Annotated in this window: 13 protein-coding genes; 12 read left to right on the top strand and 1 reads right to left on the bottom strand. The window is 68.1% G+C overall.

The window, feature by feature from the left end:
- The first annotated feature begins 52 nt into the window (after nt 1–52).
- Genes JEY66_RS29160 through cobJ form a run of 7 tightly spaced genes read left to right on the top strand, consistent with a single transcriptional unit; the run spans nt 53 to nt 7,960 of the window.
- Nucleotides 53–427: a DUF1636 family protein gene (locus tag JEY66_RS29160; RefSeq protein WP_018270810.1), complete on the top strand. Its 375-nt coding sequence runs from the start codon at nt 53–55 to the stop codon at nt 425–427.
- Nucleotides 424–1,458, top strand: coding sequence for a cobalamin biosynthesis protein CobW (gene cobW, locus JEY66_RS29155; RefSeq protein WP_018270811.1), 1,035 nt, complete (start codon nt 424–426; stop codon nt 1,456–1,458). Before JEY66_RS29160 ends, cobW begins: the two co-directional genes overlap by 4 nt.
- On the top strand, nt 1,458–4,706 hold the full coding sequence (cobN, locus tag JEY66_RS29150) for a cobaltochelatase subunit CobN (protein WP_018270812.1): 3,249 nt from the start codon (nt 1,458–1,460) through the stop codon (nt 4,704–4,706). Before cobW ends, cobN begins: the two co-directional genes overlap by 1 nt.
- Complete coding sequence (gene cobG / locus JEY66_RS29145) at nt 4,703–5,866, top strand: precorrin-3B synthase (protein WP_018270813.1); 1,164 nt, start codon at nt 4,703–4,705, stop codon at nt 5,864–5,866. Before cobN ends, cobG begins: the two co-directional genes overlap by 4 nt.
- Nucleotides 5,866–6,495: a precorrin-8X methylmutase gene (locus tag JEY66_RS29140; protein WP_018270814.1), complete on the top strand. Its 630-nt coding sequence runs from the start codon at nt 5,866–5,868 to the stop codon at nt 6,493–6,495. Before cobG ends, JEY66_RS29140 begins: the two co-directional genes overlap by 1 nt.
- Before the next feature lie 2 nt (nt 6,496–6,497).
- A complete protein-coding gene (locus JEY66_RS29135) occupies nt 6,498–7,229 on the top strand; it encodes a precorrin-2 C(20)-methyltransferase (protein ID WP_018270815.1) in 732 nt (243 codons plus the stop codon).
- Nucleotides 7,226–7,960: a precorrin-3B C(17)-methyltransferase gene (gene cobJ / locus JEY66_RS29130; RefSeq protein ID WP_018270816.1), complete on the top strand. Its 735-nt coding sequence runs from the start codon at nt 7,226–7,228 to the stop codon at nt 7,958–7,960. Before JEY66_RS29135 ends, cobJ begins: the two co-directional genes overlap by 4 nt.
- Here the strand turns inward: cobJ and JEY66_RS29125 are convergent.
- A complete protein-coding gene (locus JEY66_RS29125) occupies nt 7,936–8,685 on the bottom strand; it encodes a cobalt-precorrin-6A reductase (RefSeq protein ID WP_016845679.1) in 750 nt (249 codons plus the stop codon). The genes cobJ and JEY66_RS29125 overlap by 25 nt on opposite strands.
- Between JEY66_RS29125 and JEY66_RS29120 the strand changes: the two genes are divergently transcribed.
- From JEY66_RS29120 to cobA, 5 genes are read left to right on the top strand one after another with little or no spacing between them, the layout of a single operon-like run.
- Nucleotides 8,684–9,865 (top strand): bifunctional cobalt-precorrin-7 (C(5))-methyltransferase/cobalt-precorrin-6B (C(15))-methyltransferase, encoded by a 1,182-nt coding sequence (locus tag JEY66_RS29120; protein WP_018270817.1) that lies wholly within the window; start codon nt 8,684–8,686, stop codon nt 9,863–9,865. The genes JEY66_RS29125 and JEY66_RS29120 overlap by 2 nt on opposite strands.
- Nucleotides 9,862–10,230, top strand: coding sequence for a cobalamin biosynthesis protein (locus JEY66_RS29115; RefSeq protein WP_026192563.1), 369 nt, complete (start codon nt 9,862–9,864; stop codon nt 10,228–10,230). The genes JEY66_RS29120 and JEY66_RS29115 overlap by 4 nt, the downstream gene beginning before the upstream one ends.
- A complete protein-coding gene (gene cobM, locus JEY66_RS29110; protein ID WP_018270818.1) occupies nt 10,227–11,024 on the top strand; it encodes a precorrin-4 C(11)-methyltransferase in 798 nt (265 codons plus the stop codon). The genes JEY66_RS29115 and cobM overlap by 4 nt, the downstream gene beginning before the upstream one ends.
- The gene (locus JEY66_RS29105) at nt 11,021–12,331 is read left to right on the top strand and encodes a cobyrinic acid a,c-diamide synthase CobB (protein WP_018270819.1); all 1,311 of its coding nucleotides are present in this window, start codon (nt 11,021–11,023) and stop codon (nt 12,329–12,331) included. The genes cobM and JEY66_RS29105 overlap by 4 nt, the downstream gene beginning before the upstream one ends.
- Entirely contained in the window at nt 12,328–13,056 is a 729-nt protein-coding gene (gene cobA, locus JEY66_RS29100; protein ID WP_018270820.1) for a uroporphyrinogen-III C-methyltransferase, read from the top strand. The genes JEY66_RS29105 and cobA overlap by 4 nt, the downstream gene beginning before the upstream one ends.
- Nucleotide 13,057 lies beyond the last annotated feature (1 nt).

Below are 13,057 nucleotides of genomic sequence, written 5' to 3'. Positions count from 1 at the left end.
CCAAAATCGGTTCGTGTGCCTCATCGCTCCCGCCGTCAATCCAGGAAGGGCGATGAGCGTTACACTCCATGTCTGCATCACCTGCCGCGCCGGCCAGACGCCGGCGGAAGGTGAGCTCGCGCCCGGTGCGCGCCTGCATGCCGCGCTCGTCGAGGCCGGCGTGCCCGATGACGTCAATCTGGTTCCCGTCGCATGCCTGTCGGCCTGCAGCCAGGGTTGCTCGGTCGCGCTCAGCGCGCCGGGGCGATGGTCCTATGTCTACGGCCGACTGTCCGCTGATAATGCCGCGGATGTGATCGCCGGTGCCTCCGCCTATGCGGCGGCGCCTGACGGCATCGTGCCGTGGCGCAGCCGTCCGGATATCTTCCGCAAGCAATCGCTCGCCCGCATTCCACCTCTTCCCGTCGTGCCGGAGGCCGCAGAATGACCACGCTCGCCAAAATTCCGGTCACCGTCGTGACCGGCTTTCTCGGCTCCGGCAAGACGACGCTGATCCAGCATCTGATCCGCAATGCCAACGGCAAGAAACTCGCAGTGCTGGTCAACGAATTCGGCAGCGAAGGCGTCGATGGCGACATCCTGAAGTCGTGCGCCGACGCCAATTGCCCGGCCGAGAACATCGTCGAGCTCGCCAATGGCTGCATCTGCTGCACGGTCGCCGACGATTTCATCCCGGCGATGGAGCAGTTGCTGGCGCGGAACGTGAAGCCCGATCATATCGTGATCGAGACCTCGGGGCTCGCCCTGCCGAAGCCGCTGTTGAAAGCGTTCGACTGGCCGGAGATCCGCTCGCGGATCACGGTCGACGGCGTGATCGCGCTGGCCGATGCGGAGGCTGTCGCCGCCGGCCGGTTTGCGCCTGATCCGGCCGCGGTGGACGCGCAGCGCGCAGCGGACGACAATCTCGACCACGAGACGCCGCTGTCCGAAGTGTTCGAGGACCAGATTGCCTGCGCCGATCTCGTGCTGCTGACCAAGGCCGACCTTGCCGGGGCGGAGGGGATCAAGGCAGCGAAAGCGGTGATCGGGGCCGAGATGCCGCGCGAGGTGCCGATGCTGCCCGTCGTCGACGGCACGATCGACGCGCGCGTGATCCTCGGCCTCGAGGCGGCGGCGGAAAACGATCTCGCGGCGCGGCCGTCGCATCACGATGGCGAGGAGGAACACGAGCACGACGATTTCAATTCCGTCGTGATCGATCTTCCGGAAGTTTCGGATGTCGACGCGCTGGTCGCCTCGATCAAGGGACTGGCGCGTGAGCAGAACGTGCTGCGCGCCAAGGGCTACATCGCGGTCGAAGGCAAGCCGATGCGGCTGCTGGTGCAATCGGTCGGCGAACGGGTGCGGCATCAGTTCGACATGCCCTGGGGCGCACGGGCGCGGCAGTCGAAGCTCGTCGTGATCGGCGAACATGCGGACATCGATGAAGCCGCGATCAGGGCACGGCTTGGTGTCTGATGCACGTCGTCTTCCGCGAGAGCCGCGGCCTTGAGGAGACCGCGACGCCTAGGGACCTCGGCCAGGATCCGGCCGATCTCGTGGTGTTGTCGTTTTCCGACAGCGATCTTGCTGCCTTCGCGGCCGGCTGGCGGCGCGGCCGCGCTGCGTTGCCGTCGCTGCGGCTCGCCAATCTCGCGGAGCTGCGCCATCCGCTGTCGGTCGATACCTATATCGAGCGGACGCTCTCGCACGCCCGCGGCATTTTGGTGCGGCTGATCGGCGGCGAGCCCTATTGGTCATACGGGCTGGCTGCGGTGCATCGGCTGGCGAAGGAGCGCGGCATTGCCTTGGTCGTGCTGCCGGCCGATGGTCGCGACGATTTGCGGCTGGATGGATTCTCGACCTTGCCGGTCTCGACGCTGCGCCGTCTCAAGGTGCTGTGCGACAAGGGCGGCCCCGTTGCCGCGCAGGCCGTGATCGCGCAACTGGCGCTGGCGTCCGGACTTTATGCCGGGCCTGTGGTCGGCGAGATCGATCTTCCGGAGATCGGCGTCTACGATTCCCGGCGCGGTGCCATCGCGGCGTTGCCGGCACCGGACGGCCGGCCGCGCGTGCTGGTGACGTTTTATCGTTCTTATCTCGCGGCCGGCGACACGGCGCCGGTCGATGCCTTGATCGATGCACTGCGCGACAGGGGTTTTGATGCGCACGGCGTGTTCGTCACCTCGCTGAAGGCGGCGGGCGTGGCCGATTGGCTGCGTGTCCAGTTCGCGCAATGCGTTCCAGCGGCCATCGTCAATGCGACCGCGTTCTCCGCGGCCGGTGACGACGGCACGACGCCGTTCGACGCTGCATCGTGCCCGGTGTTCCAGGTCGCTTTGTCGACGGCGCGGCGCGAGGACTGGGCCTTGTCGCTCCGCGGGCTCTCGCCCGGCGATCTCGCGATGCATGTGGTGCTGCCGGAGGTCGACGGCCGCCTGTTCGCGGGCGTCGTGAGCTTCAAATCGCCTGGTGAGCGCGATCCCGAGCTGCAATTCGCGCATCTTGCGCATCGACCGGACGCCGAGCGCGTCGCTGCAATTGCCGCGCGCGTCGCAGCCTGGCATCGGCTTGCCAGCAAACCGGCGCAAAAGAAGCAGCTTGCGCTGGTGCTCTCGAACTACCCGGGCCGTCCGCATCAGATCGCGCATGCCGTCGGCCTCGATGCGCTGGCTTCGGTCGAGGCGCTGCTGGCCGATCTCGCGGGCGCGGGGTTTGATCTGGCGCCGGTGAGGTCGCTTGGCGACGTCCTTCTGCACCGGAGGCTGACATGGGACGTAGCCGAGTATCGCACGGCGCTCTCCAGTCTTCCGCTGCAGCTCCAGGACGATCTTGCGCGCGCATGGGGCACCCCGGAGGACGATCCCGAATGCCGTGACGGCGCGTTTCATTTCTCGGCGGTTCAAAGCGGCAAGTCGATCATCGCCGTTCAGCCGGAGCGCGGCGAGGTCACTCATCGCGATGCCGACTATCACGATCTGTCGCGCACGCCGCGCCATGCCTATGTCGCGTTCTATCTGTGGCTCAGGCAGCAGGGCATCGATGCCGTGGTCCACATGGGCGCGCACGGAACGCTGGAATGGCTGCCCGGCAAGTCGGTTGCGCTATCGTCAGCATGCTGGCCGGAAGCGCTGACCGGCGATCTGCCCGTCGTCTATCCCTTCATCGTCAACGATCCCGGCGAGGCGGCTCAGGCCAAGCGCCGGATCGGTGCCGTGACGATCGGCCATCTGCCGCCGCCGCTGGCGCAGGCCGCGGTGCCGGAAGGCCTGCGCAGTCTCGAACGCTTGCTCGATGAGTATTCGACTGCCGACGGCCTCGATCCGGCGCGGCGGCAGCGCCTGATCGCCGCGATCCGCGACGAAGCCCGCATCGCCGGGCTGGAAGACGATCTCGGTCTCGCCGCGTCGGTCTCCGCGGCCGAGGCCATTCCGCAGATCGATCGTTTCGTCTGCGATCTCAAGGAAAGCCAGTTCGGCGACGGCCTGCATATATTCGGGCAGGGCGCCTGCGGCGAGGCGGAGAGGGCGGCGCTGCGCGATGCGCTCGCGGGGCGGCGCGTCGCGCCGGGGCCGTCGGGCTCGCCCTGGCGTGGACGGGGCGACGTGCTGCCGACCGGACGCAATCTGTTTGCGGTCGATCCGCGCGCGGTGCCAACGCCGTCGGCACATGCGCAGGGTGTGAAGCTCGCCGAGGAGCTGCTGCGCCGTCATTTGCAGGATCACGGCGACTGGCCGAAGGGACTCGTGGTCGACCTCTGGGGCTCCTCGACGATGCGCACTGCCGGCGAGGACTTTGCGATGGCCCTGCACCTCGCGGGCATCGCGCCGCGCTGGGATCACGGATCGGGGCGGGTGTCGGGCTACGACATCATCGCGCCCGCGGAGCTCGGCCGGCCGCGCATCGACGTGACGTTGCGCGTGTCGGGGCTGTTCCGCGACGTCTTCTCAGGGCTGGCCCAGTTGTTCGAAGCGGCGGCGGAGGCGTTGTCCGAACGCTGTGATGAGGCGGACGAGAATCCTTACCGAGAGCGCATCTCGCGCGTGTTCGGTCCTCGCCCCGGATATTATGGCGTTGGCATTGCGTCGATGCCGGATGTCTTCACCGAGGCGGCACGTGAGGCAGCCGGCGAAGCCTGGCTGTCTGCATCGTCATGGGCTCTCGCAGCCGACGGCGAGATGCGGCCCGATCGCGCCGGCATCGAGGCGCGGCTCGCGGCCGCGGACAGTTTTGTTCACACCCAGGATCTGCCGGAGACCGATCTGCTGCTGGCGGCGGACTATGCCGCGCACGAGGCCGGCATCGCGGCGGCGGCCCGGCGCCTTGGCACAAAAATCCCGGCGCTCTATCACCTCGATGCGACGCGGCCGGATCGGCCGCATGCCCGCGCGTTGACCGAGGAAATCTCGCGAGTGGTGCGGGTGCGCGCGGTCAACCCTGCATGGATCGCGGGCATGATGCGCCATGGCTTCCGTGGTGCCGCCGAGATCTCGGCGACGCTGGAGCACATGGCGGCGTTCGCCCATCTCGCCGGCGCGGTGCCGCCGCACCTGTTCGATCTCTACTACGATGCGACGCTCGGCAATGACGAGGTTCGCTGCTTCATGGCGCGCGAGAATCCGGCGGCACTGGCGGCGATCGAGACCTGCTTCACGAGATTGCATGAAGCCTCGCTCTGGCAGACGCGGCGCAATTCGATTGCGGCTGCGTTGCAGGAGGCCTCATGAGCGCGGTTGCGGTCAAGGGCTGGTGTCCCGGCGCGCTGCGGCCGATGCTATCGGGCGACGGCCTCGTGGTGCGCATTCGCCCGCGCGCCGGACGGCTGGACGCCGCGCAGGCGGCGGGAATCGCCGAGCTGGCGGCGCGATACGGCAACGGCCTGATCGACCTGACCAGCCGCGCCAATCTCCAGATCCGCGGCGTCAGCGATGAAGGTTATCCGCCCCTGGTCGACGGGCTCGCTGAGCTCGGGTTGCTGGACGCAGACTCGAATGCCGAGGCACAGCGCAACATTCTGGTGACGCCGTTCTGGACTGCCGCCGACGAGACGCGCTCGCTTGCGACCGAGCTTGAGCAGGGGCTTGCCAGTGCCTCGCTTGATCTTCCAACCAAGTTCGGCTTCGCAATCGATGACGGCAATGCGCGGATGCTGGCGGGTGCATCCGCCGATATCAGGATCGAGCGCGATCGCAGCGGCGGACTGCTGGTACGTGCCGATGGCGCACAGCGCGGGCTTTCGGTCAGGCGGAGCGAGGTTGTGCAGGCGGCGCTGGCACTGGCCGAGTGGTTCGTCGCCTCCGGCGGAGTCAGGGGTGAAAAACGGCGGATGGCGGCTCATCTGGCCGGCGGTGCGAGCGTTCCCGAGACACTTCGCGGCGATGCCGAGCCCGTGGTCCGATCGGCGGACCCTGCGCCTGGCCTCTATCCGGCGGGCGCGATGGTTGGCGTCGTCTTCGGGCAGATGCCGCACCAGACGCTCGGCGATCTTGCCGGGTGCGCGCAGGCTCTTCGCATGACGCCGTGGCGGATGATGCTGGTGGAGGGGATGTGCGAGATGCCCCGTGGGACGGACCTCGTGACTGATGCCGGCGACCCCAGGCTGCGCGTGGTCGCCTGCAGCGGTGCGCCGCGCTGCGGCGAGGCGCATGCGGATACGCGTATGCTGGCATCGGCGCTCGCGCGGCATATCCCACCCGATGCGCGGCTTCACGTCTCCGGCTGCGCCAAGGGCTGCGCCCATTCCGGTTCTGCGGATGTTACCCTCGTTGCAACAGACGACGGCTTTGATCTGATCCGCCGCGGCACGACGCGGGATGCGCCGGTCATCCGAGGGCTGGCCAGTTCGTACCTCGTCGCAAATCCCTCCGTGCTGACGGGAGGCCATTGATGCCGCACGTCTACGAGACCGACGGCGCGGCGATCTATCGCCAGTCCTTTGCCACCATTCGCTCCGAGGCCGACCTTGCCCGCTTCACGCCAGACGAAGAGCCGGTGGTCGTGCGCATGATCCATGCCGCCGGCATGGTGGGCCTGGAAGCGCATGTCCGCTTCACATCAGGCATGGCTGCGCGCGCGCGAGCCGCCTTGCAGGAGGGCGCGCCGATCCTCTGCGACGCGCGCATGGTGTCGGAAGGAATTACGCGCGCGCGGCTGCCGGCCGGCAATGCCGTCCTCTGCACGCTTGGTGACGTCAAGGTACCTGCACTCGCGCGATCGATGCGCAACACGCGGTCCGCGGCGGCGCTCGAACTGTGGCGGCCGCATCTGGGCGGCGCCATCGTCGCGATCGGCAATGCGCCGACGGCGCTGTTTCATCTGCTCAACATGCTGGAAGACGCCAATTGCCCAAGGCCGGCGGCGATCATCGGCTGTCCGGTCGGCTTTGTCGGCGCGGCGGAATCCAAGGCGGCATTGATGGCTGAGCCCCCGGTGCCGGCGCTGACGATCGAGGGACGGCTCGGTGGTTCGGCGATCACGGTTGCCGCCGTCAATGCGCTGGCGAGCCGGAGCGAATAGCGATGGGACGTATCATCTGCTGCGGCCTCGGCCCAGGCGATCCGGATCTGATGAGCGTGCGCGCTGGCCGCATGGTGCGTGCCGCGAAGCATGTCGCCTATTTCCGCAAAAAAGGGCAGCCGGGGCAGGCGCGCCGCATCGTCGAAGGCTTGCTCGCCGCTGACGTCAGCGAATATCCGATGGAATATCCGGTCACCACGGAAATCGCGTTCGATAGTCCGGACTACGCGCGGCTGCTGGCTGACTTCTATGACGAATGGGCCGAGCGCCTGGCGCGATTTGCGCGCGCGATCGACATCGTCGTGCTCTGCGAGGGCGATCCCTATTTCTATGGCTCGTTCATGCATCTGCATGCGCGGCTGCAGGGACGTGTCGAGATCGAGGTGATCGCCGGCATTCCCGGCATGGTCGGCTGCTGGAATTCGGTGGGCCAGCCGATTGCGCTGGCCGACGATGTGACGACTGTTCTGATGGGGACGCTGCCGGAGCCGGAACTCGCCGAGCGGATGCGCAGCTCCGACGCGCTGGTCGTGATGAAGACCGGTCGCAATCTTCCGAAGATCCGCCGCGCGCTGGCTTCCGCGGGGCGCCTCGATGATGCGTGGCTCGTCGAACGCGGCACCATGCCGGATCAGCGCGTCGCCCGGCTTGCGGATATCGGCGAGGCCGAGTGTCCGTATTTTGCGATCGTGCTGGTGCATGGGCAGGGGCGGCGCAGGGAGGCCGCGCAATGACCGGCACGCTGACCATCGCGGGGCTCGGACCGGGCGATGAGGCGCTGATCACGCCGGAGGTCTCTGCTGCGCTCGCGGCTGCGACCGACATCGTCGGCTATGCGCCCTATGTGACGCGCGTACCGCCGCGCGCCGGGCTCACGCTGCACTCCTCGGACAATCGCGTGGAGTTGCAGCGCGCCGCCGACGCGCTGCGGCTCGCGTCGGAAGGGGGCCACGTCGTCGTGGTGTCCTCGGGCGATCCCGGCGTGTTCGCGATGGCATCCGCCGTGTTCGAAGCGCTCGAGGACGCGCCGCAATGGCACGACCTGCCGATCCGCGTTCTGCCCGGCGTGACGGCGATGCTGGCGGCGGCGGCAAGCGCCGGTGCGCCGCTCGGTCATGATTTCTGTGCGATCAACCTCTCCGACAATCTCAAGCCATGGCCGCTGATCGAGAAACGCCTGCGGCTTGCGGCCGAGGCGGACTTCGCGATCGCGATGTACAATCCGCGCTCGGCCAGCCGGCCGGAAGGTTTTGGGTGCGCGCTCGAAATCTTGCGCGAGGCGGGCTGCGACGAGCGCATCGTGGTGTTCGCGCGCGCCGTCAGCACGCCCGAGCAGCGGATCGTGACGGTCGAACTGCGCGACGCGCGGCCGGAGATGGCCGACATGCGGACGCTCGTGATCGTCGGCAATTCGGCGACACGGCGGGTCGGCCGCTGGGTCTATGCGCCGAGGCAGGTCCGATGACCGAGCCATTGCATCACCCCGCGCACGCTTTCCACCCGCGGTCTGTCGGGCAGAGACGGCCGTGTGATCATGATCACGGGAAGGCCGAGCACGCGGGCGGCGTCGATCTTGGCGCGCGCGCCGGTTCCGCCGGAGTTGCGGGCGACGATCCACTCGATCGCGCGCGCGCGCATCATCGCGAGTTCGCCCTCGAGCGTGAAGGGGCCGCGCGATACGATGACGTCCGCGTTGGGCAACGACAGCGTTTCGTCGGGCGGGTCGACGAAACGCAACGTATAGGCATGCTGCGGCCGTGCGCCGAACGGCGCGATGTGCTGGCGGCCGATCGCGAGGAATACGCGGGCGGGGTTGTCCTGCAACGCCGTGGCCGCGGAGACGACGTCCGCGACCTCGATCCAGCGATCGCCGGAGGCTTTGTCCCAGGGCGCGCGTTCGAGCGCGACCAGCGGCGTTGCGGTCTGCGCACATGCAGCGATCGCGTTGCGGCTCATCTCGGCCGCGAAAGGATGCGTCGCATCGATCACATGCGTGATGGCTTCGCGACGCAGATAATCGGCAAGACCGCTGACGCCGCCGAAACCGCCGCTGCGGACCGGCAAGGGCTGGTCGGCCGGCGCGCGGGTGCGGCCGCCGTAGGAATAGACCGCGTCGATGCCCGCGCGAGCGATCGCAACGGCAAGCAAATTGGCGTCGGCCGTTCCGCCCAGGATCAGGGCGCGCATCATGGGTAATCCCTGGTTGACCATCATCGGTATCGGCGAAGATGGCCTTGCCGGCCTCTCCGACGCAAGCCGAAAGGCGCTTTCCGAAGCCGAAACGGTTTTCGGCGGCGAGCGGCACCTCGCGCTCGCCGGCATCGCCGACCGCGGCCGTGCCTGGCCGGTGCCGTTCGATGCCAACATCGTGCTTGAAAGCCGGGGTCGTCCGACGGTGGTGCTCGCGTCCGGCGATCCGTTCTGGCATGGCGCCGGCGGAAGCCTTGTCGAGAAGCTACGGCCCGGTGAATGGGTCGCGTACTCCGCACCGTCGACGTTCTCACTGGCTGCCGCTCGTTTGGGCTGGCGTATCGAGCATGCTGTCTGTCTCGGTCTTCATGCCGCACCGTTCGAACGGCTGTTAGCGCATTTAGCGCGCGATGCACGGATCATATGCCTGCTGCGCGACGGCAAGGCGGCGTCCGATCTCGCGCGCTGGCTGACGGAGCGTGGTTGGGGGGCGTCGGCAATATGGACGCTTGCTGCGCTTGGCGGACCGCGTGAATCCATCACGCAGCATCGCGCCGACAATTATTTGGAGGAGTCGGGCGACAGCCTCGTCACGGTTGCGCTGGAGGCGAAGGGAGGACAAGGGATCGCACGCAGCTCGGGTCTTGCCGATGCGCTCTTTGTGCATGACGGGCAACTGACAAAGCGGCCGGTCCGCGCGCTTGCGCTGTCGGCGCTTGCGCCGCGGCCCGGTGAGCGGCTGTGGGATGTCGGCGCGGGCTCGGGCTCGATCTCGATCGAATGGGCGCTGTGTGGTGGGACGGCGATCGCTGTCGAAGCCCGCAGCGAACGCGCCGCCAACATCCGAAGCAACGCGGCGAGCTTCGGCTTGACACACCGCATCTCCGTCATCGAGGGCGAGGCGCCCGGCATCTTATCGGGCCTCGAAGCCCCCGATGCCGTGTTCATCGGTGGCGGTCTCGATGCCGCAAGGTTCGAAGCGATCTGGTCGCGGATCGCGCCGGGAACGCGGTTGGTTGCGCATGCGGTAACCCTGGAGACCGAGGCGCTGCTCTCCGATCTGCACCAGCGTCATGGCGGCGAGTTGATGCGCCTCGAAGTCGCGCAGGCCGAGCCGTTGGGGCGGTACCGCGCCTGGAAGGCCGCGCGGCCGATCGTGCAATGGAGCGCGCTCCGATGAAGGTCGCTGGTCTCGGATTCAGGCGCGATGCCGGCGTCGCATCCTTGCGCGACGCACTCGACGCGGCCGGCGGTTCCGACGGCCTTGCGGCAATTGCAACGGTGAGTGACAAGGCCGATGCGGCGGCATTGAGAGACTTGGCGCGGGAACTGGGGTTGCCGGTCCGGAGCATTCCCGCCGGGATCCTGGCTGAGATAAAGACTGCAACGCAATCCGGGTTCATCAAGGCGAGGTTCGGAACGGGCTCGGTCGCCGAAGCTGCGGCGATCGCTGCGGCGGGGCGCGGTGCGCGCCTGATCTCGGCCAGGGCCGCGTCACAGGATCGGATGGCCATTGCGGCGATCGCGGAAGGAGACGGCGAATGACGGTGCATTTCATCGGCGCAGGACCCGGTGCTGGCGATCTCCTGACCCTGCGCGGGCGCGATCTGATCGCCTCTTGCCCGGTTTGTCTCTATGCCGGATCGCTGGTGCCAGCAGGTGTGTTGGCGCATTGCCCGCCGGATGCGCGCATCGTCAACACCGCGCCGCTCTCGCTCGACGAGATCATCGCCGAGATCGCTGCCGCGCATGCGGAGGGCAAGGACGTCGCGCGGCTGCATTCGGGCGATCTCTCGATCTGGTCGGCGATGGGCGAGCAACTGCGCCGGCTGCTCGCGTTGCAGATTCCGTATTCGGTCACGCCCGGGGTGCCGGCTTTCTCGGCGGCCGCGGCGGCGCTGGAGGCCGAGCTTACGCTGCCGGGCCTTGCGCAATCGGTGGTGCTGACGCGCACGCCGGGCCGGGCGAGCGCGATGCCTGATGGCGAGACACTCGCAGCGTTTGCCGCGACCGGCGCGGTGCTGGCGATCCATCTTTCGATCCATCTGCTCGACAAGGTCATGGCCGAGCTCACGCCGCACTACGGCGCGGATTGCCCGGTTGCGATCGTCTGGCGCGCGAGCTGGCCGGACCAGCGCATCGTGCGCGCCACGCTCGCGACGCTCGATACCGCCGTCGGCCCCGAGCTCGAACGCACTGCGCTCATTCTGGTCGGCAAGACGCTCGGGGCGGACGAGTTCGCCGAGAGCCGGCTCTATGCAGCCGACTACGACCGCCGCTACCGTCCGGTTGGGGCGGCGCCGCGCTTTCCGGAATCGTCGCCGGAATCATCGCAATGACCGCGGGGCTCGTCATCTCTGCGCCGGCATCCGGTGTCGGCAAGACGACGCTAACGCTGGCGTTGGCGCGCGCCTATCGCAATCGCGGCGTGAGGGTGCAATGCCTCAAGAGCGGGCCTGATTACATCGATCCCGCCTTTCACGCGGTCGCCACGGGACGCGCGTCGGTCAACATCGACAGCTGGGCGATGGCGCGCGAAGCCATCGCACATTTGGCAGGCCGCGGCGCGGATGCCGATCTCGTGCTGGCGGAAGGCTCGATGGGACTGTTCGACGGCGTCGCCGCACGTGGCGTCTCGGGGACCGGCGCCACCGCCGACATTGCCGAGATGATGGAATGGCCGGTGCTGCTGGTGATCGATCCCTCCGGTCAGGCGCAGACGGCGGCGGCGGTCGCGGCGGGATTGCGTGATTTTCGCGCCGGCGTACGGCTTGCCGGCGTCGTCCTCAATCGCGTCGCGAGCGCACGGCATGAAGCCCTGGTGCGCAATGCCATGGCGGGCGCGGGCGTTCCGGTATTGGGGGCGCTGCCGCGCCACGCCGAGATCGCCTTGCCGAAGCGTCACCTCGGCCTGGTACAGGCCGAAGAGCAGGCTCAAATTGACGGTCTGATTGACGAAGCCGCACGCTTCGTCGCCGAGCATGTCGATCTCGACGCCGTGCTGCGATCGGCGCGCGTTTGGTCGCCGCGATCCGCCGTGCGCAGCCTGGACATCACGCCGCCCGGTCAGCGCATCGCGCTGGCACGCGACGCGGCGTTCTCCTTTGTCTACCCGCATATGCTGGAAGCCTGGCGCGCGGCCGGCGCAGAGATCGTGCCGTTCTCGCCGCTTGCCGACGAAGGCCCCGATCCGGACGCCGATGTGTGCTGGCTGCCCGGCGGTTATCCCGAACTGCATGCCGGCCGGCTTGCGGCCAACAGACGATTTCTTGCGCAGCTCCGCGCCTTCACCGAAACGCGGCCGGTGCATGGCGAATGCGGGGGCTACATGGTGCTGGGCGCCGCGTTGACCGATGCCGACGGCGTGCGCCATGAGATGGCAGGCTTGCTCGGCCTCGAGACGAGCTATGCCAAGCGCCGCATGCATCTGGGCTACCGGCTCGCCGAGCTTGCCGCACCGATGCCCGGCCGCGGCCCGGGCGCACGCCTGCGCGGCCACGAGTTTCACTATTCGACGATCATCGCGCAGCCCGATACGCCGCTCGCGGTGGTGCGTGATGCGACCGGCGCGATCGTTGCAGAAACCGGATCGCGGCGCGGCTGTGCGACGGGAACATTCTTCCATCTGATTGTGGAGGACCGGTGAGCGGATTCGTATCCTTCGTCTCGGCCGGTCCGGGCGATCCCGAACTCCTGACGGTGAAAGGCACCGCGCGGCTGCGCGAGGCCGATGTGGTGCTCTATGACGATCTTGCCTCGGGCGCGATTCTCGATCTCGCGCGCGCCGGCGCCAATCTCGTCGCGGTCGGCAAGCGCGCCGGCCGCCTGTCGGCGAAGCAGCACCATGTCAGCCGGCTGCTGGTCGATTATGCTGCCGCCGGCGTGCGGGTGGTGCGGCTGAAATCCGGCGACGCCGGCATTTTTGGACGGCTCGAGGAGGAGATCGAAGCGCTGCGCGCGGCCGGCATCGGCTACGAGATCATTCCCGGCGTGACCTCGGCCTCGGTTGCCGCCGCGCAGGCCGGCATTCCGCTGACGCGACGACTGACCTCGCGCCGGGTCCAGTTCGTCACCGGCGCCGATGTGACGGGCGAATTGCCCGCGGACCTGAACTGGGCGGCGCTGGCCGATCCGGAAGCGACCACCGTCGTCTATATGGGGCGGCGGACCTTCCCGGCATTGGCCGCAAAGCTGATCGCGCACGGCCTCGCGTCCGACACGCCCGCGCTGCTGGCGGAATCGCTCGGCCACGCCGACGAACGGCTGCTTCGCACCACGGTCGCAGCGCTGGCCGAACAGCTCGCGCAAGCCGGCGCGGCCACGGCGGCTGCCGTGATCCTGTTCGGTGCGCTGGCGCCGGAACGAGGGTGAC

This window comes from Bradyrhizobium elkanii USDA 76 (assembly GCF_023278185.1).
GTDB lineage: Bacteria > Pseudomonadota > Alphaproteobacteria > Rhizobiales > Xanthobacteraceae > Bradyrhizobium > Bradyrhizobium elkanii.
Note: the sequence above shows the minus strand (reverse complement) of the source record. Positions and strands in the feature narration are given on the sequence as shown.